General features: G+C 50.4%; 17 protein-coding genes. 14 read left to right on the top strand and 3 right to left on the bottom strand.

Annotation, left to right across the window (positions count from 1 at the left end; all coding sequences use genetic code 11):
- Positions 1–208: 208 nt before the first annotated feature.
- From xdhA to xdhC, 3 genes are read left to right on the top strand one after another with little or no spacing between them, the layout of a single operon-like run.
- Entirely contained in the window at positions 209–2,506 is a 2,298-nt protein-coding gene (gene xdhA / locus D9742_RS15235) for a xanthine dehydrogenase molybdenum-binding subunit XdhA (protein ID WP_130237458.1), read from the top strand.
- A gap of 10 nt (positions 2,507–2,516) precedes the next feature.
- A complete protein-coding gene (gene xdhB, locus D9742_RS15230) occupies positions 2,517–3,395 on the top strand; it encodes a xanthine dehydrogenase FAD-binding subunit XdhB (protein WP_130237457.1) in 879 nt (292 codons plus the stop codon).
- Positions 3,392–3,871, top strand: coding sequence for a xanthine dehydrogenase iron sulfur-binding subunit XdhC (xdhC, locus tag D9742_RS15225; protein WP_130237456.1), 480 nt, complete (start codon positions 3,392–3,394; stop codon positions 3,869–3,871). Before xdhB ends, xdhC begins: the two co-directional genes overlap by 4 nt.
- Positions 3,872–3,911: 40 nt before the next feature.
- Here xdhC and D9742_RS15220 read toward each other — a convergent pair whose 3' ends face one another.
- Positions 3,912–5,690, bottom strand: a complete 1,779-nt coding sequence (locus D9742_RS15220) for a sigma-54-dependent Fis family transcriptional regulator (RefSeq protein WP_130237455.1) — start codon at positions 5,688–5,690, stop codon at positions 3,912–3,914.
- 478 nt (positions 5,691–6,168) lie between these two features.
- On the opposite strand from D9742_RS15220, the gene ygeW reads away from it, so the two are divergent.
- The 5 genes from ygeW (at position 6,169) to arcC (ending at position 12,473) form a co-directional block, all read left to right on the top strand.
- Positions 6,169–7,356 (top strand): knotted carbamoyltransferase YgeW, encoded by a 1,188-nt coding sequence (gene ygeW, locus D9742_RS15215; protein ID WP_001360948.1) that lies wholly within the window; start codon positions 6,169–6,171, stop codon positions 7,354–7,356.
- Positions 7,357–7,414: 58 nt separating this feature from the next.
- Positions 7,415–8,611 carry a diaminopropionate ammonia-lyase gene (gene dpaL / locus D9742_RS15210; protein ID WP_130237454.1) on the top strand — a complete coding sequence of 399 codons (1,197 nt, stop codon included), beginning with the start codon at positions 7,415–7,417 and terminating at the stop codon, positions 8,609–8,611.
- A 57-nt stretch (positions 8,612–8,668) separates the two neighbouring features.
- Positions 8,669–9,880, top strand: coding sequence for a YgeY family selenium metabolism-linked hydrolase (locus D9742_RS15205; RefSeq protein WP_064529812.1), 1,212 nt, complete (start codon positions 8,669–8,671; stop codon positions 9,878–9,880).
- A 227-nt stretch (positions 9,881–10,107) separates the two neighbouring features.
- Entirely contained in the window at positions 10,108–11,493 is a 1,386-nt protein-coding gene (gene hyuA, locus D9742_RS15200) for a D-phenylhydantoinase (RefSeq protein ID WP_130237453.1), read from the top strand.
- A gap of 47 nt (positions 11,494–11,540) precedes the next feature.
- Entirely contained in the window at positions 11,541–12,473 is a 933-nt protein-coding gene (gene arcC, locus D9742_RS15195; RefSeq protein WP_064529810.1) for a carbamate kinase, read from the top strand.
- 40 nt (positions 12,474–12,513) lie between these two features.
- Here the strand turns inward: arcC and yqeB are convergent, their stop codons facing one another.
- Both yqeB and yqeC read right to left on the bottom strand, forming a co-directional pair.
- The gene (yqeB, locus tag D9742_RS15190; protein ID WP_130237452.1) at positions 12,514–14,139 is read right to left on the bottom strand and encodes a selenium-dependent molybdenum cofactor biosynthesis protein YqeB; all 1,626 of its coding nucleotides are present in this window, start codon (positions 14,137–14,139) and stop codon (positions 12,514–12,516) included.
- Between the two features lie 47 nt (positions 14,140–14,186).
- The gene (yqeC, locus tag D9742_RS15185) at positions 14,187–14,957 is read right to left on the bottom strand and encodes a selenium cofactor biosynthesis protein YqeC (protein ID WP_130237451.1); all 771 of its coding nucleotides are present in this window, start codon (positions 14,955–14,957) and stop codon (positions 14,187–14,189) included.
- Positions 14,958–15,050: 93 nt separating this feature from the next.
- Here yqeC and mocA point away from each other — a divergent pair, with 93 nt between their 5' ends.
- The 6 genes from mocA to xanQ all read left to right on the top strand — a co-directional run bounded on the left by mocA (position 15,051) and on the right by xanQ (position 25,641).
- Positions 15,051–15,629, top strand: coding sequence for a molybdenum cofactor cytidylyltransferase (gene mocA / locus D9742_RS15180; RefSeq protein WP_130237450.1), 579 nt, complete (start codon positions 15,051–15,053; stop codon positions 15,627–15,629).
- Positions 15,630–15,949: 320 nt separating this feature from the next.
- Positions 15,950–19,048, top strand: coding sequence for a putative selenate reductase subunit YgfK (gene ygfK / locus D9742_RS15175; RefSeq protein ID WP_130237449.1), 3,099 nt, complete (start codon positions 15,950–15,952; stop codon positions 19,046–19,048).
- 2 nt (positions 19,049–19,050) lie between these two features.
- Positions 19,051–20,379: a putative aminohydrolase SsnA gene (gene ssnA, locus D9742_RS15170; protein WP_130237448.1), complete on the top strand. Its 1,329-nt coding sequence runs from the start codon at positions 19,051–19,053 to the stop codon at positions 20,377–20,379.
- Between the two features lie 50 nt (positions 20,380–20,429).
- Positions 20,430–21,209 (top strand): molybdopterin-dependent oxidoreductase FAD-binding subunit, encoded by a 780-nt coding sequence (ygfM, locus tag D9742_RS15165; RefSeq protein WP_130237447.1) that lies wholly within the window; start codon positions 20,430–20,432, stop codon positions 21,207–21,209.
- Entirely contained in the window at positions 21,206–24,076 is a 2,871-nt protein-coding gene (locus tag D9742_RS15160) for a molybdopterin-dependent oxidoreductase Mo/Fe-S-binding subunit (RefSeq protein ID WP_130237446.1), read from the top strand. Before ygfM ends, D9742_RS15160 begins: the two co-directional genes overlap by 4 nt.
- Positions 24,077–24,240: 164 nt before the next feature.
- Entirely contained in the window at positions 24,241–25,641 is a 1,401-nt protein-coding gene (xanQ, locus tag D9742_RS15155) for a xanthine/proton symporter XanQ (protein WP_130237445.1), read from the top strand.
- Positions 25,642–25,653 lie beyond the last annotated feature (12 nt).

Below are 25,653 nucleotides of genomic sequence, written 5' to 3'. Positions count from 1 at the left end.
TCATTTATCACAATGATTTTTATCACACTCATATTGATAAACTGCACTCACTTTCTTTGCTGATAAAAATGCATCATCCATAGTGTTTTTTTAACGACATCACACTTCCCCCCTCCCCTCGTGCTTATAGTCGTTTCTGGCGTAATTCTTGCCTGCAAAGACTTAATCATTGCCATAAGAACCAAATGTTCAAATCAAGGGGATTTCTATGGAAGCGCGGGAAGCAACCGCTACAGGTGAATCATGCATGCGCGTCGATGCCATTGCGAAGGTCACCGGGCGAGCACGATATACTGACGATTATGTTATGGCGGGCATGTGTTACGCGAAATATGTACGCAGCCCAATTGCGCATGGTTATGCGGTGAACATTAACGATGAACAAGCCAGAAGTTTTCCTGGCGTACTGGCCGTATTTACCTGGGAGGATGTCCCTGATATTTCCTTTGCCACGGCGGGCCATGCCTGGACTCTGGATGAGAATAAGCGCGATACCGCCGATCGCGCCCTGTTAACACGCCACGTCCGCCATCATGGCGATGCGGTTGCTATTGTCGTTGCCCGTGATGAACTCACAGCGGAAAAAGCAGCACAACTTGTTCACATCGAATGGCAGGAATTACCCGTCATTACCACGCCAGAAGCGGCACTGGCAGAAGACGCTGCGCCAATCCATAGCGGTGGCAATTTACTGAAACAAAGCACAATGTCGACAGGTAATGTCCAACAAGCAATCGATGCCGCCGATTACCAGGTGCAGGGGCATTATCAAACGCCGGTCATTCAACATTGTCATATGGAAAGTGTGACCTCATTGGCGTGGATGGAAGACGATTCACGAATTACCATCGTTTCCAGCACCCAAATCCCGCACATTGTCCGCCGCGTTGTCGGTCAGGCGCTGGATATTCCCTGGTCGTGCGTGCGAGTCATCAAGCCCTTTGTTGGCGGTGGTTTTGGTAATAAACAAGATGTACTGGAAGAGCCGATGGCGGCATTCCTGACCAGTAAACTCGGCGGAATTCCGGTGAAAGTTTCCCTAAGCCGCGAAGAATGTTTTCTGGCGACCCGCACTCGCCACGCTTTTACCATTGACGGACAAATGGGCGTAAACCGCGATGGTACACTGAAAGGCTATAGTCTGGATGTTCTGTCTAACACCGGCGCTTACGCTTCACACGGACATTCCATCGCTTCTGCAGGCGGCAATAAAGTTGCTTATCTCTACCCGCGCTGTGCCTATTCTTATAGCTCAAAGACCTGCTATACCAACCTGCCCTCAGCGGGTGCGATGCGTGGTTATGGCGCGCCGCAGGTGGTTTTTGCTGTTGAATCCATGCTGGATGACGCTGCCGAAGCACTGGGTATCGACCCTATCGAAATTCGTTTACGCAACGCTGCTCGTGAAGGCGATGCAAATCCGCTCACTGGCAAACGCATTTACAGTGCCGGATTACCAGAATGTCTGGAAAAAGGGCGGGAAATTTTTGAATGGGAAAAGCGCCGTGTGGAGTGCCAGAAGCAACAAGGTAATCTGCGCCGCGGCGTTGGCGTTGCCTGTTTTAGTTACACCTCGAATACCTGGCCTGTCGGTGTGGAAATCGCTGGCGCGCGCCTGTTGATGAATCAGGATGGGACCATCAACGTGCAAAGCGGCGCGACGGAAATCGGTCAGGGTGCCGATACTGTGTTCTCGCAAATGGTGGCTGAAACCGTGGGCGTTCCGGTCAGTGATGTACGCGTAATTTCGACGCAAGATACCGATATTACGCCATTCGATCCAGGCGCGTTTGCTTCACGTCAGAGCTATGTCGCAGCTCCGGCGCTACGCAGTGCAGCGCTATTGCTAAGAGAGAAAATTATCGCTCACGCTGCAGTAATGCTGCATCAGTCGGCGATGAATCTAACCCTGATAAAAGGCCATATCGTACTGGTTGAAAGACCGGAAGAAGCGTTACTGTCGTTAAAAGATCTGGCAATGGATGCATTTTATCATCCCGAGCGTGGCGGACAGCTTTCTGCAGAAAGCTCAATCAAAACTACCACGAACCCACCTGCGTTTGGCTGTACCTTTGTTGATCTGACGGTCGATATCGCGCTGTGTAAGGTCACCATCAACCGCATCCTCAACGTTCATGATTCGGGCCATATTCTTAATCCGCTGTTGGCTGAAGGTCAGGTACACGGCGGGATGGGGATGGGCATCGGCTGGGCGCTTTTTGAAGAGATGATTATCGACGCGAAAAGTGGCGTGGTGCGTAACCCAAATTTACTGGATTACAAAATGCCGACCATGCCGGACCTGCCACAACTGGAAAGTGCGTTTGTCGAAATTAATGAACCACAATCCGCATACGGACATAAGTCACTGGGTGAGCCGCCAATTATTCCTGTCGCCGCTGCAATTCGTAATGCGGTGAAGATGGCTACCGGCGTCGCAATCAATACGCTGCCGCTGACGCCAAAACGGTTATATGAAGAGTTCCATCTGGCAGGATTGATTTGAGGATAACATCATGTTTGATTTTGCTTCTTACCATCGCGCAACGACCGTTGCCGATGCAACCAACCTGCTGGCTCAAGATCCGCAGGCAAAACTGCTCGCCGGTGGCACTGATGTATTGATTCAACTCCACCATCACAATGATCGCTATCGCCATATTGTTGATATCCACAATCTGGCGGAGCTTCGGGGAATTACGCTGGCAGAGGATGGTGCACTACGCATCGGCTCTGCGACGACCTTTACTCAGTTAATAGAAAATCAGTTAACGCAACATCACCTCCCGGCGTTATGCGCTGCGGCTTCGTCTATTGCCGGCCCGCAAATCCGTAACGTCGCTACCTACGGCGGAAATATTTGCAACGGCGCCACCAGTGCAGATTCAGCCACGCCAACGCTGATTTATGATGCGAAGCTGGAAATCCATTCACCGCGAGGGGTCCGTTTCGTCTCGATTAATGGTTTTCATACCGGACCAGGCAAGGTTTCCCTTGAGCATGATGAAATTCTGGTCGCGTTTCATTTTCCTCCGCAGCCAAAAGAACACGCAGGTAGCGCACATTATAAATATGCCATGCGCGATGCGATGGATATTTCAACAATCGGGTGTGCCGCTCACTGTCGATTGGACAACGGCTACTTCAGCGAGTTGCGTCTGGCATTTGGCGTTGCTGCGCCTACGCCGATCCGCTGCCAGCACGCCGAACAGGCTGCGCAAAATGCGCCATTAAACCTGCAAACGCTGGAGGCCATCTGCGAATCTGTCCTGCAGGATGTCGCACCGCGTTCTTCATGGCGAGCAAGTAAAGAGTTCCGTCTGCATCTCATCCAGACGATGACCAAAAAAGTGATTAGCGAAGCCGTCGCTGCGGCGGGGGGAAAATTGCAATGAATCACAACGAAAGTATTACTATTGAATGCATCATTAACGGTATGCCTTTTCAGCTTCACGCCGCGCCAGGCATGCCGCTCTCGGAACTGCTCCGCGAACAAGGGCTGCTTAGTGTCAAACAAGGATGCTGCGTGGGTGAATGCGGTGCCTGTACGGTGCTGGTTGACGGAACCGCGATAGACAGCTGCTTGTACCTGGCCGCATGGGCTGAAGGAAAACAGATTCGCACGCTGGAAGGAGAGGCAAAAGGCGGCAAACTTTCTCATGTACAACAGGCTTATGCGAAATCTGGCGCTGTACAGTGTGGTTTTTGTACGCCGGGGCTTATTATGGCCACTACGGCAATGCTGGCAAAACCTCGAGAGAAACCGTTAACCATTACGGAAATTCGCCGTGGCTTGGCCGGGAATTTGTGTCGCTGTACCGGATATCAAATGATCGTGAATACTGTTCTGGACTGTGAAGAAACGAAGTAAAACGCAATCCGGCCTGAATTCAGGCCGGATTTTTTGATGTCTATGCGCTTAACAATTCATATTTCTTAATTTTACGATAAAGCGTGGCGATGCCAATTCCCAGCTCATCAGCGACTTGCTTCTTACTGTTATGCCGTGAGAGCGCCTCGCGAATCATCTGCTTTTCCATCTCCTCCAGCGCTGTGCCGCCAGCATCATCGAGAGCCAAATGTGCCTCGCCGGCTTCTGGCGTCTCACTTTGCTCCGTCGTACCGTTATTAACCAGATTTGGTGGTAGTAGCGTACTGTCGATGACTTCGCCCGAAGGAACGACGTTAACCAGATATTCCATCAAATTACTTAACTCTCGCAGGTTTCCTGGCCAACGATGCTTACGCAGTAACTCAACAACATCGGGAGCAATACCAGGGTAAACCGATCCCAGGCGACGAGTATGGAGATGTAAAAAGTAATGCACCAATAGTTCAATATCTTCCTGACGCTCACGTAGCGGTGGCAGAGTGATGGGAATAACGTTAAGTCGGTAGAAAAGATCTTCGCGGAATTTACCTTCGACTATGAACTGAGCCAGATTCTGGTTAGTTGCAGAAATGATGCGGATGTCGACCTGTATTGGACTACTGGCGCCAATAGGCAGGATCTCACGTGCTTCAATCGCCCGCAGCAGTTTTGCCTGAAGCATTAAAGGCATATCGCCAATTTCATCAAGAAACAGCGTTCCCGTGTTTGCTGCCTGAATCAGCCCTGTTTTACCGTTGGCAGAAGCACCAGTAAATGCGCCTTTAACATAACCGAACAACTCGCTCTCCAGAAGTTGCTCCGGAATCGCCGCGCAGTTAATAGCGATAAATGGTTTGTTCCGTCGCCCACTCAACTTATGAATAGCGCGGGCCACCACTTCTTTCCCTGTCCCACTTTCACCAACGACCATGACGCTGGATGGGCTAGGTGCGATGCGACTAATAAGCCGTTTTAATTGCCGCATAACACGACACTCGCCAACCAATTGTTCAATATGCGGTTCATCAGATGCATTTGCCACGGAAAAACTGGTATGGGATTGGTGAAACGCCATTAAAAAAAGCTGTCGTCCCTGAATGTTATGCAACTGACCAATTATCAATTCACTTTTATCATCCCACGAGACAATATGTTGCATATGTCCATGAGTAAAATTACTCTCAAATGTTAATGGCCTGAAACGAATAAGTTTCCCAACCATATTATTTTGTACAACGCCAAGTGTTTTTAATGCAGTCTGGTTAACGAACTGAACGCGATTGTCCTCATCAATAACTAATACACCTTGATCCATATTATCGATCATGGTAGCAAATATTTTACTGATGTTATCTCCCGGCCCCTGATCTTCCAGGAGTTTCGAGACAAAAATAGTCGATATATGGCGAACGTAATCTGAAAACTCGCGTAAATTATCACTGATATGTTCTTGTTGCTCATGAGTAACAGCAATCAAACTTATCACTCCGACACAACGATCCTGCAGAATAACGGGCGTCCCCAGGAACGCCTTCTCACGACAACTCTCTTTACTGTCGCAGCCTTCACAAAGGGGATCGAAGCGAGATTGTGTCACGACCTTTTCGGTTTTTGTTTCGAGGACATAGCGGAGCAAGCGTGAGTTGCCACTCAACTGGCGGCCAAGAAATTTCCCATATGCGCCGGTTCCAGCGACGCGACACAAGTTTTCATCAACGATCTCAACCTCAAGCTGCAAAACGCTGGCTAGCATTCTGGCAAAACGCTGAATTGTTGGTTGAATTTGCATCAAAACTGACTGCGTATTAGCAAGCTCCATAGCTTTACCTTCCAGAATCACTTAAAAGTCGATCATTGAAGACGTTGATGGTTCACAGATCATAACGATATTAACTCAGGCAAAAATCGCTTTGCTAAAAACATAAGATTTTTATCACTTTCTAATGAAATTATGGAAGTGATATCACATTTCTATATCAATATGAGAATTACGGGAGTGAGTTTATCAAACTGACGAGGTTTCACCTGTCCCTTTATCTTATTTCTGATACTTAGCAGCAAATAAATAACAGCGTTAAAAAAGCCAAACGTTTTCGTATATTTTTAACTTCCGTATTGTGGCGATAATTTGTGATCAATCCCACATATCCCCTGTCAGATTAGCGTTTCGTGACCGCGTTGATAACTCTGGCATGTTTATTGTTAGTCCCTGGTATAGCTGTGAAAACACCAATCACTTTGGCAAGTCACAGTGAAATAAACCACTTTGCCTGTCATTCCACTACCGGGACTTTATGATGAAAACTGTTAATGAGCTGATTAAGGATATCAATTCGCTGACCTCTCACCTGCACGAGAAAGATTTTTTGTTAACGTGGGAACAGACGCCAGATGAACTGAAACAAGTACTGGACGTTGCCGCAGCGTTAAAAGCACTGCGTGCCGAAAACATCTCTACCAAAGTCTTTAATAGTGGATTAGGTATTTCCGTATTCCGCGATAACTCCACCCGTACCCGTTTCTCTTATGCTTCCGCGCTTAACCTGCTCGGCCTTGCACAGCAGGATCTCGACGAAGGTAAATCACAAATCGCGCACGGCGAAACCGTCCGTGAAACCGCTAATATGATCTCCTTCTGCGCTGACGCTATCGGTATTCGTGACGATATGTATTTGGGTGCGGGTAACGCCTATATGCGTGAAGTTGGCGCGGCGCTCGACGATGGCTACAAGCAAGGCGTACTGCCGCAGCGTCCGGCTTTAGTTAACCTGCAATGCGATATCGACCACCCGACTCAGTCAATGGCTGACCTGGCATGGTTGCGTGAACACTTTGGCTCACTGGAAAACCTGAAAGGTAAAAAAATCGCCATGACATGGGCATACTCCCCAAGCTATGGCAAACCGCTGTCTGTACCACAAGGCATCATCGGTCTGATGACCCGCTTCGGTATGGATGTCACCCTCGCCCATCCAGAAGGTTACGACCTGATCCCAGATGTCGTTGAAGTCGCTAAAAACAATGCTAAAGCATCCGGCGGTAGCTTCCGTCAGGTAACAAGCATGGAAGAAGCATTCAAAGACGCAGACATCGTTTATCCGAAGTCCTGGGCACCTTACAAAGTGATGGAAGAGCGTACTGAACTGCTGCGCGCTAATGATCACGAAGGACTGAAAGCGCTGGAAAAACAGTGTCTGGCACAGAACGCACAGCACAAAGACTGGCATTGTACTGAAGAGATGATGGAGCTGACCCGTGATGGCGAAGCCCTGTATATGCACTGCCTGCCAGCCGATATCAGCGGCGTATCCTGCAAAGAAGGTGAAGTTACTGAAGGCGTATTCGAAAAATACCGTATTGCGACCTACAAAGAAGCCAGCTGGAAGCCATACATCATCGCAGCGATGATCCTTTCCCGTAAATATTCCAAACCAGGCGCACTGCTCGAACAACTGCTGAAAGAAGCGCAAGAACGCGTGAAATAACCCCCTCGGGCCGATCGACAGGTCGGCTCTCTTTTTCCAGAGGCCAAAAGGATAGGATATGTCCGTTTTCTCATTGAAGATTGATATCGCCGATAACAAATTTTTCAACGGCGAAACATCACCGCTCTTTTCGCAAAGCCAGGCAAAACTGGCGCGCCAGTTCCACCAGAAAATTGCTGGCTATCGCCCAACACCGCTTTGTGCGCTGGACGATCTCGCAAACCTTTTTGGTGTGAAGAAAATTCTCGTTAAGGACGAATCAAAACGATTCGGTCTGAACGCATTCAAAATGCTCGGCGGCGCATACGCCATCGCTCAGTTGTTGTGCGAAAAATATCATCTTGATATCGAAACACTGTCATTCGAGCATCTGAAAAATGCCATCGGCGAAAAAATGACATTTGCTACAACGACCGACGGCAACCACGGGCGCGGTGTTGCCTGGGCAGCACAGCAACTCGGTCAGAACGCGGTAATTTACATGCCGAAAGGTTCCGCTCAGGAACGCGTTGACGCCATTCTGAACCTCGGAGCCGAGTGCATCGTCACTGATATGAACTATGACGATACCGTTCGCCTGACCATGCAACACGCGCAGCAACACGGCTGGGAAGTGGTGCAAGATACCGCCTGGGAAGGTTACACCAAAATCCCAACCTGGATCATGCAGGGCTACGCCACTCTGGCAGATGAAGCCGTCGAGCAAATGCGTGAAAAGGGCGTAACCCCAACTCACGTTCTGCTGCAAGCCGGTGTCGGCGCGATGGCCGGCGGCGTACTGGGTTATCTGGTGGATGTTTACACCCCACAAAATCTGCACAGCATCATTGTTGAACCTGACAAAGCTGACTGTATTTATCGCTCTGGCGTCAAAGGCGACATCGTCAACGTTGGCGGTGATATGGCCACTATTATGGCGGGCCTGGCTTGCGGTGAACCTAACCCTCTGGGCTGGGAAATCTTACGTAACTGTGCCACCCAATTTATCTCCTGCCAGGACAGCGTTGCCGCATTAGGTATGCGCGTGCTGGGTAATCCGTACGGCAACGACCCGCGCATCATCTCCGGTGAATCTGGCGCTGTCGGTTTGGGCGTTCTCGCGGCTGTTCATTATCACCCGCAACGTCAAAGCCTGATGGAAAAACTGGCGCTGAACAAAGATGCCGTCGTCCTGGTTATCAGCACCGAAGGCGACACCGACGTGAAGCACTACCGCGAAGTTGTCTGGGAAGGCAAACACTCTGTAGCACCTTAATCACCCTATTGGAACAACTCCCCGCCAAACGGGGAGTAAAAAATCTGGAGAAAAATAATGGCTAAGAATATTCCATTCAAACTGATTCTTGAAAAAGCAAAAGATTACCAGGCAGACATGACTCGCTTCCTGCGCGATATGGTGGCGATTCCCAGCGAAAGCTGCGACGAAAAACGCGTAGTGCATCGTATTAAAGAAGAGATGGAAAAAGTCGGCTTCGATAAAGTTGAAATCGACCCGATGGGTAACGTTCTCGGCTATATCGGCCACGGCCCGCGTCTGGTTGCGATGGACGCTCACATCGACACCGTAGGCATTGGTAACATCAAAAACTGGGAATTCGATCCGTACGAAGGCATGGAAACCGACGAGCTGATCGGTGGACGTGGTACTTCCGACCAGGAAGGCGGCATGGCATCAATGGTTTATGCCGGTAAGATCATTAAAGACCTCGGTCTGGAAGATGAATACACCCTGCTGGTTACCGGTACGGTGCAGGAAGAAGACTGCGACGGTCTGTGCTGGCAGTACATTATTGAACAATCTGGTATTCGCCCGGAATTTGTGGTCAGTACCGAACCAACCGACTGCCAGGTATATCGTGGTCAGCGCGGTCGTATGGAAATTCGCATTGATGTTCAGGGCGTTAGCTGCCACGGTTCTGCACCAGAACGCGGTGATAACGCCATTTTCAAAATGGGCCCGATTCTTGGCGAGTTACAAGAACTGTCCCAACGTTTGGGCTATGACGAATTCCTCGGCAAAGGAACTCTGACGGTTTCCGAAATTTTCTTCACCTCACCAAGCCGTTGCGCAGTAGCAGACAGCTGTGCCGTTTCTATCGACCGTCGCCTGACCTGGGGCGAAACCTGGGAAGGCGCGCTGGATGAAATCCGCGCTCTGCCAGCCGTACAAAAAGCTAATGCTGTCGTTTCTATGTACAACTACGACCGTCCGTCCTGGACTGGCCTGGTTTACCCAACCGAATGCTACTTCCCGACCTGGAAAGTGGAAGAAGATCATTTCACCGTTAAAACGCTGGTGAATGCCTACGAAGGTCTGTTTGGCAAAGCTCCGGTCGTTGATAAGTGGACGTTCTCAACTAACGGCGTATCCATCATGGGCCGTCATGGCATTCCGGTCATCGGCTTTGGCCCGGGTAAGGAACCTGAAGCACACGCGCCAAATGAAAAAACCTGGAAATCTCACCTGGTGACCTGTGCCGCTATGTACGCTGCAATCCCGTTAAGCTGGCTGGCAACAGAGTAATAAATCTCAGACTGATGACAAAGCCAAAAAAGCACTCGGGCGGCCCCCTCTCCCCTTCGGGGAGAGGGTTAGGGTGAGGGGAACAGGCCTGCACTGGTGGGAAATCATCCCCTATCTCTCGCATAAAAAAACCGTACCCGTGCTGAAGATTAAGTCGATTTGTCAGCATTCTGTTCGCTCTTCACCTATTTCCCTCCGGTTCGCCGGAGGGTTTTCTGGAGTTTGCTATGCGCGTATTGATCAAAAACGGCACTGTCGTTAACGCAGATGGACAAGCAAAGCAGGATTTGCTGATTGAAAGCGGAATTGTTCGCCAGTTAGGCACAGATATTTCGCCACAGCTCCCTTATGAAGAGATTGATGCCACTGGCTGCTACGTTTTCCCAGGCGGCGTGGATGTCCATACGCATTTTAATATTGATGTTGGCATCGCGCGCAGTTGTGATGATTTTTTTACCGGTACCCGCGCCGCTGCGTGTGGCGGTACAACAACCATTATTGACCATATGGGATTTGGCCCAAATGGCTGCCGCTTACGCCATCAACTGGAAGTTTACCGTGGTTATGCAGCCCATAAAGCGGTCATCGACTACAGCTTTCATGGTGTTATCCAGCATATTAATCACGCCATCCTCGACGAAATTCCGATGATGGTCGAAGAAGGGCTGAGCAGTTTTAAACTCTATTTAACCTATCAATACAAACTCAACGATGACGAGGTGTTGCAGGCGTTACACCGCCTGCATGAGTCCGGCGCGCTGACCACTGTACACCCGGAAAATGACGCCGCAATCGCCAGTAAGCGAGCGGAGTTTATCGCCGCTGGGTTAACCGCGCCGCGCTACCACGCCTTGAGTCGCCCTCTGGAATGCGAAGCCGAAGCCATCGCCAGAATGATTAACCTGGCACAAATTGCCGGTAACGCCCCGCTCTATATTGTGCATCTGTCTAACGGCTTAGGTCTGGATTATCTGCGCCTTGCCCGCGCGAACCACCAGCCTGTCTGGGTGGAAACCTGCCCGCAATATCTCCTGCTGGACGAACGCAGTTACGATACAGAAGACGGCATGAAGTTCATTCTTAGCCCACCGCTGCGCAACGTACGCGAGCAGGACAAGCTGTGGTGTGGCATCAGCGATGGTGCCATCGACGTGGTGGCGACAGATCACTGCACCTTCTCGATGGCCCAGCGCCAGCAGATTTCTAAAGGTGATTTCAGCCGCTGTCCAAATGGCTTACCCGGTGTGGAAAATCGCATGCAGTTGCTGTTCTCCAGTGGCGTGATGACGGGACGTATCACACCGGAACGTTTTGTTGAATTAACCAGTGCAATGCCCGCCAGGCTGTTTGGCCTGTGGCCACAAAAAGGATTATTAGCACCCGGCTCAGATGGTGATGTGGTAATTATCGACCCACGTCAGAGTCAACAAATTCAGCACCGCCATCTCCACGACAACGCCGACTACTCTCCCTGGGAGGGCTTTACCTGTCAGGGCGCAATTGTCAGAACCTTATCCCGTGGTGAAACGATTTTCTGTGACGGCACCTTTACAGGCAAAGCCGGACGAGGACGTTTCCTGCGACGCAAACCGTTTGTCCCTCCCGTGCTCTAACCACTGCCAGGGATCTATACACAATCAAGAATGATGAGTGAGGAAAAATGAGTAAGAAAATTGTTCTCGCCCTCGGCGGGAATGCGCTGGGCGACGATCTGGCCGGGCAAATGAAAGCGGTAAAAATTACGTCTCAGGCAATTGTTGATTTAATTGCCCAGGGACATGAAGTTATCGTCACTCATGGTAATGGGCCGCAGGTAGGCATGATTAACCAGGCATTCGAAGCCGCTGCAAAAACTGAAGCGCACTCGCCGATGCTACCAATGTCTGTCTGTGTTGCGTTGAGTCAGGGATATATTGGTTACGATCTGCAAAACGCCTTAAGAGAAGAACTGCTTTCTCGGGGCATTAATAAACCTGTAGCAACGCTGGTTACCCAGGTCGAAGTCGACGCTAACGATCCGGCATTCCTCAACCCGACCAAGCCGATCGGTTCGTTCTTTACCGAGCAAGAAGCAGAGCAACTGACAAAACAGGGCTACACCCTGAAAGAAGATGCGGGTCGCGGCTATCGTCGTGTCGTTGCTTCGCCTAAGCCGGTAGATATTGTTGAAAAAGAGACAGTTAAAGCGCTAGTAGATGCAGGCCAGGTTGTGATCACCGTTGGTGGTGGTGGTATTCCTGTAATTCGTGAAGGTAACCATCTGCGCGGTGCCAGTGCGGTTATCGATAAAGACTGGGCCAGCGCCCGTTTAGCAGAAATGATCGATGCCGATATGCTGATTATTCTGACTGCTGTAGAAAAAGTGGCCATTAACTTCGGCAAAGAGAATGAACAATGGCTTGACCGTCTGTCATTGGCCGATGCAGAACGCTTTATCGAAGAAGGGCATTTTGCGAAAGGTTCTATGCTACCGAAAGTTGAAGCCGCCGCATCATTTGCCCGCTCTCGCGCTGGTCGTGAAGCTCTGATTACTGTGTTGAGCAAAGCAAAAGAAGGGATTGAAGGCAAAACCGGAACGGTGATTTGCCAGTAATTTAAAGGCCGGATGGGTAATACCATCCGGCCATTTTCATTTAAGCCACTTCCAGCACTTCTTTTGTCGCTTTAACGCCCTGATGCATCAACATCATTAACGCCTCAAGTACGCCGCCGCCAATCGCCCGGGCTTTATCAGAAACGCTGGTGAAATCAGCCGTTTCACCACGGGGATCGATATCACCAATTTTAAAGCCACCGACCACCGCCAGCCCGTCGTTAAGTAAACCACGCACCATTCCCGTCAGCGGCGCTTTTATTTCATGCTCGCCAATCCAGGCAATAACATCGCCCTCCTGCACCAGATCGCCTAGCTTCACGTTGGAACACATGATACCTGCCGCCGGAGCGCGAATAACTCGCCGGGTGGTATGTCCCATAATATTGCCGGGAACACCAGTGTTCTCCTGTGCACAACCGGAGTAAATCACCTGACCGAGCCAGTGCCCGCGATTTGTTTCAATTACCGCATGACAATCTTTACCTGCGGTAAAGCCCGGCCCAAGCGCGATTGTTACTGGTGCCATATCTGCACGCGTACCCAAATTCTGTTTCGCCAGAATAGCGTCCACCACGCAAAGTGGTTTCAGCTCATCAAGCAATGAACAGTCGGGGTCTACCATCACGGGAATAAACCCACGCTCAGTCAGTTTCATCGCCTCTGCAGAGCTGGTTGCCAGTCGGGCGGTGACACCTTCAACCGTCATTTCGTCGTCGAAAACTGCCTGGGCAAACGCCACGGTACAGCGAATCACCGTCGGTTTTTCCACTTCCAGCATGATCACTTTGAATCCCGCATGATACAAACGCAGCGCCACACCACTGGCAATATCCCCTGCGCCGCGAATCACTACCAGTTGATGCCCGGAAGGGTGCGAAGGTTTCATCATCAGCCCACCCGGCGCGTTATTTTTCACCTGTAATATTTCTGCCAGTACGCTGATAGCGATCTCCTGCGGTGTTTCGGCACCAATGTTGTAGCCCACTGGTGCATGCAAACGAGCAATATGGTCTTCAGCCACGCCTTTCTCACGCAACTGACGCAGGAATAGCTGAACCTTGCGGCGACTTGCCAGCAACCCCAACCATGCAATGGGCTGTTCAATGAGTTTATCGAGGGCTTCACGATCCTGATTATTCGTGGCAATCAGGACAAAATTATCAGGGCGAATCTCCAGTGCTTCCACTGCTGCACCAAACGAATCGGCATGAACAAGCGCAGTTGATGGTGGGAAAAGTTCAGGATTCAGGCTTTCGCGATAAATATCGGCAACAGCAATATCAAACCCCAACAATGCTGCGCTTTGGGCTATCGCCCGGTTAACATGTCCCGCACCGATCAACACCAGCCGGGGTCTCATACCATGTACGCTGATAAACACTGACATTGCGCCTCCGCAATCTGAGCCGACGGCATCCGCGCCGTTACGCGCCATGCGCCCATGGAATAATCGCGGTTTACGTTCCTGCAATGCCTGTAGCGACTCTTCAATCACCTTACGCTCAACCATTCCCCCGCCAATTGTGCCGACGATTGAACCATCGGCGCGCACTAACATTTGTGCAGAATGGCGGGGAGTAGAGCCTCGGCTATCAACAATTTGCGCCATCGCAAACGGACTATTTTGCTCTTCGAGTTTTGCAGCCTCTGTGAAAATATTCATACCAACCTCAATGGGTATCCTTTCAGTACCCCGGAATGCCCGGGCCGCTAATTCACAAATCTGCGCGCGATTGCAGGATGTTCTTGTATATCGCCCAGCCAGATTGCCTCTACGTCATGTTGTTGCAGTGGTTGAAGTAGCTCGCTTTGCGCAATCGCATTCTCACATTGAGAAAAACGGTTAATGAACCAGACTCGCCGACAGCCTTGCGGTACGTTTTTAAACGCGCCCTGCGGGTGACGAACCAGCGCAACGAGATCGCTCAGTTGCAAGGTTACTTCAGGTTTTAACCCGGTAATATCAGCAAACTGCGACCAGCGATGGACATTTTCTGCGCTCACTTTAGCGCCCAAAATATGTCCTCCCATCACAGCAATCACGCAGCAACTGCTTTTGGGTATGCAAGGTTCATGCTCACCCGGCGCTTTTAATGGCATTCCACGTGAGCCGTCTGCCTCAATGAGAATTACGTCACATTCTGGCCGTTGCGCCAGTGCATCAATGGCATCTGGCGCAAACCCCTGCGCTTTTCCTTGATTCGCTTTCCAGCGGTGAAAACAAAATGAAATGGGGAATTTGAGAGACGAGTGAGGAAGCATTGCGGGATCACGGCAGAAAACCACGGGCCAGTGAGAATCTGGCATAAACATATGTGTGGTCGTAGTGATTAACACGCGCCTACCGATAGACTGAAATAACTGTGCCAGCCAAAAAAGCAGACTGGTTTTCCCCCCGGCGCCAACAACAGAAATCACAGTGGGGTGTTTCTGCGCGCCTAAATCAATGAATAACGCCGATGGGTCAATTATACTTTTCACGAATCTTCATGGACCTCTCTGGGGTAAATACGCATTAATCAGGGAGTAACGTATTTTCAGACGTTATTAGCTCCTATAAATAATGGAACCACTATGTCAGCCATCGACTGTATAATTACTGCTGCTGGATTATCATCAAGAATGGGGCAATGGAAAATGATGTTACCCTGGCAACAGGGAACAATTCTTGATACAAGTATCAAAAATGCGTTGCAGTTTTGTAGCCGAATAATTTTAGTCACCGGCTATCGTGGTAATGAACTGCACGAACGCTATGCGAACCAGAGCAATATCACTATTATCCACAACCCAGATTATGCGCAGGGGTTACTGACATCAGTAAAGGCTGCAGTACCCGCGGTGCAAACAGAACATTGTTTTCTCACCCACGGTGACATGCCAACCCTCACCATCGATATTTTTAGAAAAATCTGGTCGTTACGTAATTATGGCGCAATACTGCCACTCCATAATGGCATCCCCGGCCATCCGATTTTAGTGTCAAAGCCATGCCTGATGCAGGCAATTCAGCGACCCAATGTCTCCAATATGCGTCAGGCACTCCTTATGGGAGAACATTATTCCGTCGAAATAGAAAATGCAGAAATAATTTTAGATATTGATACTCCTGATGACTTTATTACAGCGAAGAAAAGGTTTATTGAAATTTAGAAAACGTAGTTAAACGATTGCGTTCAAATATTACCCCCCCCAATACTCTTTATCATAATGATAAGGAATCACTGATTTTGAGAAAAGAGAAAAAGTGATAAATGGGCTAGCAATAATAATTTTCAGGAGTGATTTTAATTCTCATTTGGCACCTGTGAGTTCATTCACAAAAAGCACTTAAGTTTCGAGCCGCCTCACATTTTTTTATATTTCCCGCCTAACCTGGCAAGAGTGGTGCGATTGTTGCTCTATCCCCCTAAACCACCGGATGTCTCAACACCGGTCACTCAATGATATCTGTATAAGCTAAGGAGAGGGTTATGGGGGATATTATGCGTCCCATTCCGTTTGAGGAACTTTTGACGCGCATATTTGATGAATACCAACAACAACGCTCAATCTTTGGTATTCCCGAGCAACAGTTTTACTCACCCGCAAAAGGCAAATCCGTCAGTGTTTTCGGTGAAACCTGTGCAACACCGGTCGGCCCTGCCGCAGGTCCGCACACGCAACTCGCACAAAACATCGTCACATCCTGGCTGACTGGCGGACGCTTCATCGAACTAAAAACCGTCCAAATTCTTGACCGCCTGGAGCTGGAAAAGCCCTGTATCGATGCCGAAGACGAGTGCTTTAACACCGAATGGTCTACCGAATTTACCCTGCTTAAAGCCTGGGATGAATACCTCAAAGCCTGGTTTGCCCTGCACCTTCTCGAAGCGATGTTCCAGCCTTCTGATTCCGGTAAATCGTTCATCTTTAATATGAGCGTCGGTTACAACCTCGAAGGTATTAAGCAACCGCCGATGCAACAGTTCATCGACAATATGATGGACGCATCTGACCATCCGAAATTCGCTCAATATCGCGATACGCTGAATAAATTACTCCAGGATGACGCATTTTTAGCCCGCCACGGATTGCAGGAAAAACGCGAAAGCTTGCAAGCCTTACCCGCTCGCATCCCCACCAGCATGGTACAAGGCGTTACCCTCTCAACGATGCACGGCTGCCCTCCACATGAAATCGAAGCCATTTGCCGTTACATGCTGGAAGAAAAAGAGCTTAATACCTTCGTGAAACTCAACCCAACATTATTGGGTTACGCGCGTGTTCGTGAGATCCTCGATGTCTGCGGTTTCGGTTACATAGACTTAAAAGAAGAGTCATTTGATCACGACCTCAAGCTGACGCAAGCACTGGAAATGCTGGAACGCCTGATGGCGCTGGCAAAAGAAAAATCACTCGGCTTTGGCGTAAAACTGACTAACACTCTCGGCACCATCAACAATAAAGGCGCACTGCCTGGTGAAGAGATGTATATGTCAGGCCGTGCGCTGTTCCCGCTCTCCATCAATGTTGCAGCAGTTCTCTCTCGCGCCTTTGACGGCAAACTGCCCATTTCTTATTCCGGTGGTGCCAGTCAGCTGACTATCCGCGATATTTTTGATACTGGTATTCGCCCTATCACCATGGCAACCGACCTGCTGAAACCTGGTGGCTATCTGCGCTTAAGTGCCTGCATGCGCGAGCTGGAAGGCTCCGACGCCTGGGGACTTGACCATGTTGACGTCGAACGACTGAACAGACTGGCAGCAGACGCGCTAACCATGGAATACACCCAGAAACACTGGAAGCCAGAAGAGCGTGTTGAAGTGGCGGAAGACCTGCCGCTAACCGACTGCTACGTTGCCCCCTGTGTTACTGCTTGTGCCATCAAACAGGACATTCCGGAATATATTCGTCTGCTTGGCGAACACCGCTATGCCGACGCGCTGGAACTTATCTACCAACGCAACGCCCTGCCCGCCATTACCGGTCATATTTGCGATCACCAGTGCCAATACAACTGTACCCGCCTGGATTACGACAGTGCACTGAATATCCGCGTACTGAAAAAAGTCGCGCTGGAAAAAGGTTGGGATGAATATAAGCAACGTTGGCACAAACCAGCCGGTTCTGGTTCACGCCATCCGGTTGCCGTGATTGGTGCAGGTCCGGCGGGTCTGGCAGCAGGTTACTTCCTTGCCAGAGCGGGCCATCCGGTTACGCTGTTTGAACGCGAAGCCAATGCGGGCGGCGTGGTGAAAAATATCATCCCTCAGTTCCGTATTCCTGCAGAGTTAATTCAGCACGATATCGATTTTGTTGCCGCTCACGGCGTGAAATTTGAGTATGGCTGCTCACCCGATTTGACCGTTGAACAGTTAAAAAATCAGGGCTTCCATTATGTTCTGATTGCCACCGGCACCGATAAAAATAGCGGTGTGAAACTGGCGGGCGACAACCAAAATGTCTGGAAATCACTCCCCTTCCTGCGTGAATACAACAAGGGCACAGCGCTCAAGCTGGGCAAACATGTGGTCGTTGTCGGAGCGGGTAACACCGCAATGGACTGCGCTCGTGCGGCGTTACGCGTTCCAGGCGTAAAAAAAGCAACTATCGTTTACCGTCGTTCATTGCAAGAGATGCCTGCGTGGCGCGAAGAGTATGAAGAAGCACTGCACGATGGCGTAGAGTTCCGTTTTCTGAACAATCCTGAACGTTTCGATGCTGATGGCACCTTAACGTTGCGCGTCATGTCACTTGGCGAACCTGACGAGAAAGGTCGTCGCCGCCCGGTAGAAACCAACGAAACGGTAACACTGCATGTAGACAGTCTGATTACCGCCATTGGCGAACAGCAGGACACTGAAGCCCTGAATGCGATGGGCGTGCCGCTGGACAAAAACGGCTGGCCAGACGTCGACCATAATGGCGAAACTCGTCTGACTGACGTCTTTATGATCGGCGACGTACAGCGCGGACCATCCTCCATTGTCGCGGCAGTCGGCACAGCTCGTCGGGCATCGGATGCCATCCTTAGCCGGGAAAATATCCGTTCACACCAAAGCGATAAATACTGGAACAACGTCAATCCGGCGGAAATCTACCAACGCAAAGGCGATATCTCTGTCACCCTGGTGAACAGCGATGATCGTGACGCATTTGTCGCTCAGGAAGCCGCACGTTGTCTTGAATGTAACTACGTTTGCAGCAAGTGTGTTGATGTCTGCCCGAACCGCGCCAACGTCTCCATTGCGGTCCCTGGCTTCCAGAACCGTTTCCAGACGCTGCACCTCGACGCTTACTGTAACGAATGCGGCAACTGCGCTCAGTTCTGCCCGTGGAACGGTAAACCGTACAAAGACAAAATCACCGTCTTCAGCCTGTCGCAAGACTTTGATAACAGCAGTAACCCAGGCTTCCTGGTGGAAGATTGTCGGGTACGCGTGCGTCTGAATAACCAAAGCTGGGTGTTAAACATCGACAGCGAAGGCCAGTTCAACAACGTACCGCCAGAGCTGAACGATATGTGCCGCATTATCAGCCATGTCCACCAGCACCATCATTATCTGTTGGGCCGCGTGGAGGCGTAATCATGTTGATTCTGAAGAATGTCACCGCAGTTCAGTTGCACCCGGCAAAAGTGCAGGAAGGCGTCGATATTGCCATCGAAAATGATGTGATTGTCGCGATCGGTGATGCCCTGACACAACGCTTTCCTGAAGCTAGCTTCAAAGAGATGCACGGTCGGATAGTCATGCCAGGGATTGTCTGCTCGCATAACCATTTTTACTCGGGGCTTTCCCGCGGGATTATGGCGAACATCGCCCCCTGCCCTGACTTCATCTCAACGCTGAAAAATCTCTGGTGGCGGCTCGATCGCGCCCTTGACGAAGAATCTCTCTACTACAGCGGACTGATTTGTTCACTGGAAGCGATCAAGAACGGATGTACATCGGTTATTGATCACCATGCCTCTCCGGCGTATATCGGCGGGTCGCTCTCAACGCTACGCAACGCATTTTTAAAAGTTGGCCTGCGCGCGATGACCTGTTTTGAAACCACTGACCGTAACAACGGCATTAAAGAATTACAGGAAGGGGTAGAAGAAAATATCCGCTTCGCCCGTCAGATTGATAATGCGAAGAAAGCGGCAACCGAACCGTATCTGGTGGAAGCGCATATCGGCGCTCACGCCCCGTTTACCGTGCCGGATGCCGGGCTGGAAATGCTGCGCGAAGCAGTGAAAGCTACCGGGCGTGGTTTACACATTCACGCCGCTGAAGACCTTTACGACGTTTCTCACAGCCATCACTGGCACGGAAAAGATCTGTTGGTACGGCTGGCGGAATACGATCTTATCGACAGCAAAACGCTGGTTGCTCACGGTCTGTATTTGTCAAAAGAAGATATTGCTCTGCTCAATCAGCGCGATGCGTTCCTGGTGCATAACGCTCGTTCGAACATGAACAACCATGTCGGCTACAACCATCACCTTAGTGATATTCGCAATCTGGCGTTGGGAACCGACGGCATTGGTTCAGACATGTTTGAAGAGATGAAATTTGCCTTCTTTAAACATCGTGATGCGGGTGGTCCGCTGTGGCCTGACAGTTTTGCCAAAGCTCTTGCTAACGGCAACGAACTGATAAGCCGCAACTTTGGCGCGAAATTTGGCCTCCTGGAAGCCGGTTATAAAGCAGATTTAACCATTTGCGATTACAACTCGCCGACGCCGCTACTGGCAGACAATATCGCCGGACATATCGCTTTTGGCATGGGGTCTGGCTGCGTTCACAGCGTGATGGTCAATGGCGTGATGGTCTATGAAGACCGTCAGTTTAACTTCGATTGCGATTCCATTTATGCGCAAGCCAGAAAAGCCGCTGCCAGTATGTGGCGTCGTATGGATGCATTGGCATAAATGACAAAAACCCTCTTCCTTCCGGGAAGAGGGTTAAATAAGGAAAGAAGATGATTGAACAATTTTTCAGGCCCGACTCTGTCGAACAGGCGCTGGAACTGAAGCGCCGCTACCAGGATGAAGCCGTCTGGTTCGCCGGGGGCAGCAAACTCAACGCTACACCAACCCGTACCGATAAAAAGATTGCCATTTCCTTACAGGATCTGGAACTGGACTGGGTTGACTGGGATAACGGTGCACTGCGGATTGGTGCAATGTCTCGCTTGCAGCCACTGCGTGATGCGCGATTTATTCCTGCAGCACTGCGTGAAGCCCTCGGTTTTGTTTACTCACGCCATGTTCGTAATCAGTCGACCATTGGTGGTGAAATCGCCGCCCGGCAGGAAGAGTCGGTGCTGCTTCCCGTCCTGCTGGCACTGGATGCTGAACTGGTTTTTGGCAACGGCGAAACGCTGTCAATCGAGGACTACCTGACCTGCCCATGCGATCGCCTGCTAACCGAAATTATCATTAAAGATCCGTATCGCACCTGTGCGACCCGCAAAATTAGCCGTTCTCAGGCAGGTTTAACCGTCGTGACGGCAGCCGTTGCAATAACAGACCACGACGGTATGCGAATTGCACTGGATGGCGTAACCAGTAAAGCACTGCGTCTACATGATGTTGAAAAACAAAATCTGGAAGGCTACGCGCTGGAACAAGCCGTCGCCAACGCCATTTTCCCCCAGGAAGATTTGCGGGGTAGCGTAGCGTATAAACGCTATATCACGGGAGTTCTGGTAGCCGACCTGTATGCCGACTGCCAACAGGCTGGGGAGGAAGCCGTATGAATATCCACTTTACTTTAAATGGCGCGCCCCAGGAGCTAAAGGCCAATCCTGGCGAGAACGTGCAAAAGCTGTTGTTTGGCATGGGCATGCACTCTGTGCGCAACAGTGATGATGGCTTCGGTTTTGCCGGTTCTGATGCGATTCTTTTTAACGGTAATATCCTTAACGCCTCCCTGTTGATTGCAGCACAGTTAGAAAACGCAGACATTCTCACCGCTGAATCCTTAGGAAAATGGAATGAATTAAGTCTGGTTCAACAGGCAATGGTTGATGTCGGCGTGGTGCAGTCCGGTTATAACGATCCGGCTGCGGCTCTGATTATCACCGATCTTCTCGATCGCATCGCCACACCAACTCGCGAAGAGATCGACGACGCGCTTTCTGGCCTGTTCAGCCGCGATGCTGGCTGGCAGCAATACTACCAGGTCATTGAACTGGCTGTTGCACGTAAGAATAACCCACAGGCCACGATTGATATCGCCCCGACTTTCCGCGATGACCTTAAAGTTATTGGTAAACATTACCCAAAAACCGACGCTGCCAAAATGGTGCAGGCTAAACCCTGCTATGTTGAAGACCGCGTAACCGCTGACGCCTGCGTCATTAAAATGTTACGTAGCCCACACGCTCACGCACTGATTACCCGTCTGGATGTCAGCAAAGCCGAGGCCTTACCGGGCGTTGTTCATGTGATTACTCACCTGAATTGCCCGGATATCTACTACACGCCAGGTGGTCAGAGCGCACCGGAACCTTCTCCGTTAGACCGTCGCATGTTTGGTAAGAAAATGCGCCACGTCGGCGATCGCGTTGCTGCGGTTGTTGCCGAGAGTGAAGAGATCGCGCTCGCGGCACTTGAGCTCATTGACGTTGAATATGAAGTGCTTAAGCCAGTAATGTCGATTGACGAGGCAATGGCGGAAGATGCGCCTGTCGTACACGATGAACCGGTGGTGTATGTTGCTGGTGCGCCAGATACTCTGGAAGACGATAACAGCCATGCAGCCCAGCGCGGCGAGCATATGATCATTAACTTCCCTATCGGTTCTCGCCCTCGCAAAAATATCGCCGCCAGTATTCATGGTCATATTGGTGATATGGACAAAGGCTTTGCCGACGCCGATGTGATCATTGAAAGAACCTATAACTCCACTCAGGCGCAGCAATGCCCGACTGAAACACATATCTGCTTTACCCGCATGGACGGCGATCGTCTGGTTATCCACGCGTCCACTCAAGTACCGTGGCACCTGCGCCGCCAGGTTGCGCGTCTCGTGGGTATGAAACAGCATAAAGTTCATGTCATTAAAGAACGCGTAGGCGGCGGTTTTGGGTCTAAACAGGACATTCTGCTGGAAGAAGTGTGCGCCTGGGCAACCTGCGTGACCGGGCGTCCGGTACTGTTCCGCTACACCCGTGAAGAAGAGTTTATTGCTAACACCTCTCGTCACGTCGCGAAAGTCACCGTCAAACTGGGGGCCAAAAAAGATGGTCGCCTGACGGCAGTGAAGATGGATTTCCGCGCCAACACAGGCCCTTACGGCAACCACTCACTCACCGTACCGTGTAACGGACCGGCGCTATCACTGCCGTTATATCCGTGCGATAACGTCGATTTCCAGGTCACCACCTACTACAGCAACATCTGCCCAAATGGTGCTTATCAGGGTTATGGCGCACCGAAAGGTAACTTCGCTATCACCATGGCATTAGCGGAACTGGCTGAACAGTTGCAGATCGATCAGCTGGAAATTATCGAACGTAACCGGGTACACGAAGGGCAAGAGCTGAAAATTCTCGGCGCTATTGGCGAAGGTAAAGCGCCGACCTCCGTTCCTTCCGCCGCCAGCTGCGCACTGGAAGAGATCCTGCGTCAGGGGCGTGAAATGATCCAGTGGTCTTCACCTAAAGCGCAGAAAGGTGACTGGCGCGTGGGTCGTGGCGTCGCCATTATCATGCAGAAGTCGGGGATCCCGGATATCGATCAGGCTAACTGTATGATCAAACTGGAATCAGACGGTACATTTATCGTCCATTCTGGCGGTGCTGACATCGGTACGGGTCTGGATACTGTAGTCACTAAACTGGCAGCGGAAGTGCTGCACTGCCCACCGCAGGACGTGCATGTTATCTCCGGTGATACCGACCATGCGTTGTTTGATAAAGGCGCGTATGCGTCCTCTGGCACTTGCTTCTCAGGCAACGCCGCGCGTATGGCCGCGGAAAATTTACGCGAGAAAATCCTTTTTCACGGCGCGCAGATGTTGGGTGAGCCCTTGGAAGATGTTCAACTGGCAACGCCGGGTGTCGTTCGCGGCAAGAAAGGCGAAGTCAGTTTCGGAGATATTGCCCATAAAGGCGAAACCGGTACTGGCTTTGGTTCGCTGGTTGGAACAGCCAGTTACATCACGCCTGATTTCGCCTTCCCGTATGGGGCAAACTTCGCTGAAGTGGCCGTCAATACACGTACCGGTGAAATCCGCCTGGATAAATTCTACGCCTTGCTGGATTGCGGTACTCCGGTCAACCCGGAGTTAGCGTTGGGGCAGATCTACGGCGCTACCCTCCGAGCTATCGGCCACAGCATGAGCGAAGAGATCATTTATGACGCCAAAGGACACCCATTAACGCGTGATTTACGCAGCTATGGCGCGCCGAAAATTGGCGATATTCCGCGTGATTTCCGCGCTGTGCTGGTACCAAGTGACGATAAAGTCGGCCCATTCGGAGCGAAATCAATCTCGGAGATCGGCGTGAACGGCGCTGCACCGGCAATTGCTACCGCAATTCACGATGCTTGCGGCATATGGTTGCGCAAATGGCATTTCACCCCGGAGAAAATACTCACCGAACTGAAAAAAATATAAATAATTAATGGCCGCTTCGGCGGCCAGATTCTCTGTTTTATAGATAACCAGATAGTGACTGCGAAAATGAGATAAGCCGTTCTCAAGGCGTCCTGCGCCCCAAATTCGTGGGAATTTATTTTACTGATTCAGATGATCAAATTTACTTTATAAGGAGTGAAGGGATGTCTGATATAAATCATGCAGGTTCTGACCTTATATTTGAACTGGAGGATCGCCCTCCCTTTCATCAGGCTATCGTGGGTGCCATTACCCATCTATTGGCAATTTTCGTCCCAATGGTAACACCCGCGCTAATTGTGGGGGCGGCCTTACAACTTTCCGCAGAAACCACTGCCTACCTGGTTTCCATGGCGATGATCGCTTCTGGCATTGGTACCTGGTTGCAGGTAAATCGTTATGGCATCGTCGGTTCTGGTCTGCTCTCAATTCAGTCAGTCAATTTTTCATTTGTGACAGTCATGATTGCACTGGGTAGCAGCATGAAAAGTGACGGTTTCCATGAAGAATTAATCATGTCATCGCTACTCGGCGTCTCCTTCGTTGGTGCCTTTCTGGTGGTCGGAGCCTCTTTTATTCTTCCTTATTTACGCAGAGTAATTACTCCCACTGTCAGCGGTATTGTTGTACTGATGATCGGCTTAAGCCTGATTAAAGTCGGCATTATTGATTTTGGCGGTGGTTTTGCCGCCAAGAGCAGTGGCACGTTCGGCAGCTACGAGCATCTTGGCGTTGGTTTACTGGTGCTGATTGTGGTTATTGGCTTTAACTGTTGTCGCAGTCCGCTACTACGTATGGGCGGAATCGCCATTGGTTTGTGCGTGGGTTATGCAGTTTCATTATGCCTTGGCATGGTAGACTTCAGCAGTTTGCGCAATCTCCCCCTCATTACTATCCCCCACCCTTTCAAATACGGGTTTAGTTTCAATTTTCATCAGTTCCTTGTCGTCGGCACTATTTACTTACTTAGCGTGCTGGAAGCTGTAGGCGATATCACCGCCACTGCGATGGTTTCCCGCCGCCCTATTCAGGGTGAAGAATATCAATCCCGTCTGAAAGGCGGAGTGCTGGCAGATGGCCTGGTTTCAGTTATCGCCTCCGCAGTCGGTTCATTACCATTAACCACTTTTGCACAAAATAATGGCGTAATACAGATGACTGGCGTCGCTTCACGTTATATCGGGCGAACCATCGCGGTAATGCTGGTTATCCTTGGGTTATTTCCGATGATCGGCGGCTTCTTCACCACTATTCCCTCGGCAGTTCTGGGGGGCGCAATGACGTTAATGTTTTCTATGATTGCCATTGCCGGTATCCGCATCATTATCACTAACGGCTTAAAGCGCCGTGAAACGCTGATTGTCGCCACCTCATTAGGTTTGGGTCTTGGTGTTTCCTACGATCCTGAAATTTTTAAAATATTACCTGCCTCTATCTATGTATTAGTTGAAAACCCTATTTGTGCTGGAGGGTTAACTGCGATTTTATTAAATATCATCCTCCCTGGAGGCTACCGACAGGAAAAGGTTCTGCTAGGTATTACCTCAGCGGAAGAAATGGATTAACAGTAAAGGAGT

The organism is Escherichia sp. E1V33, assembly GCF_004211955.1.
Classification (GTDB): domain Bacteria; phylum Pseudomonadota; class Gammaproteobacteria; order Enterobacterales; family Enterobacteriaceae; genus Escherichia.
Note: the sequence above shows the minus strand (reverse complement) of the source record. Positions and strands in the feature narration are given on the sequence as shown.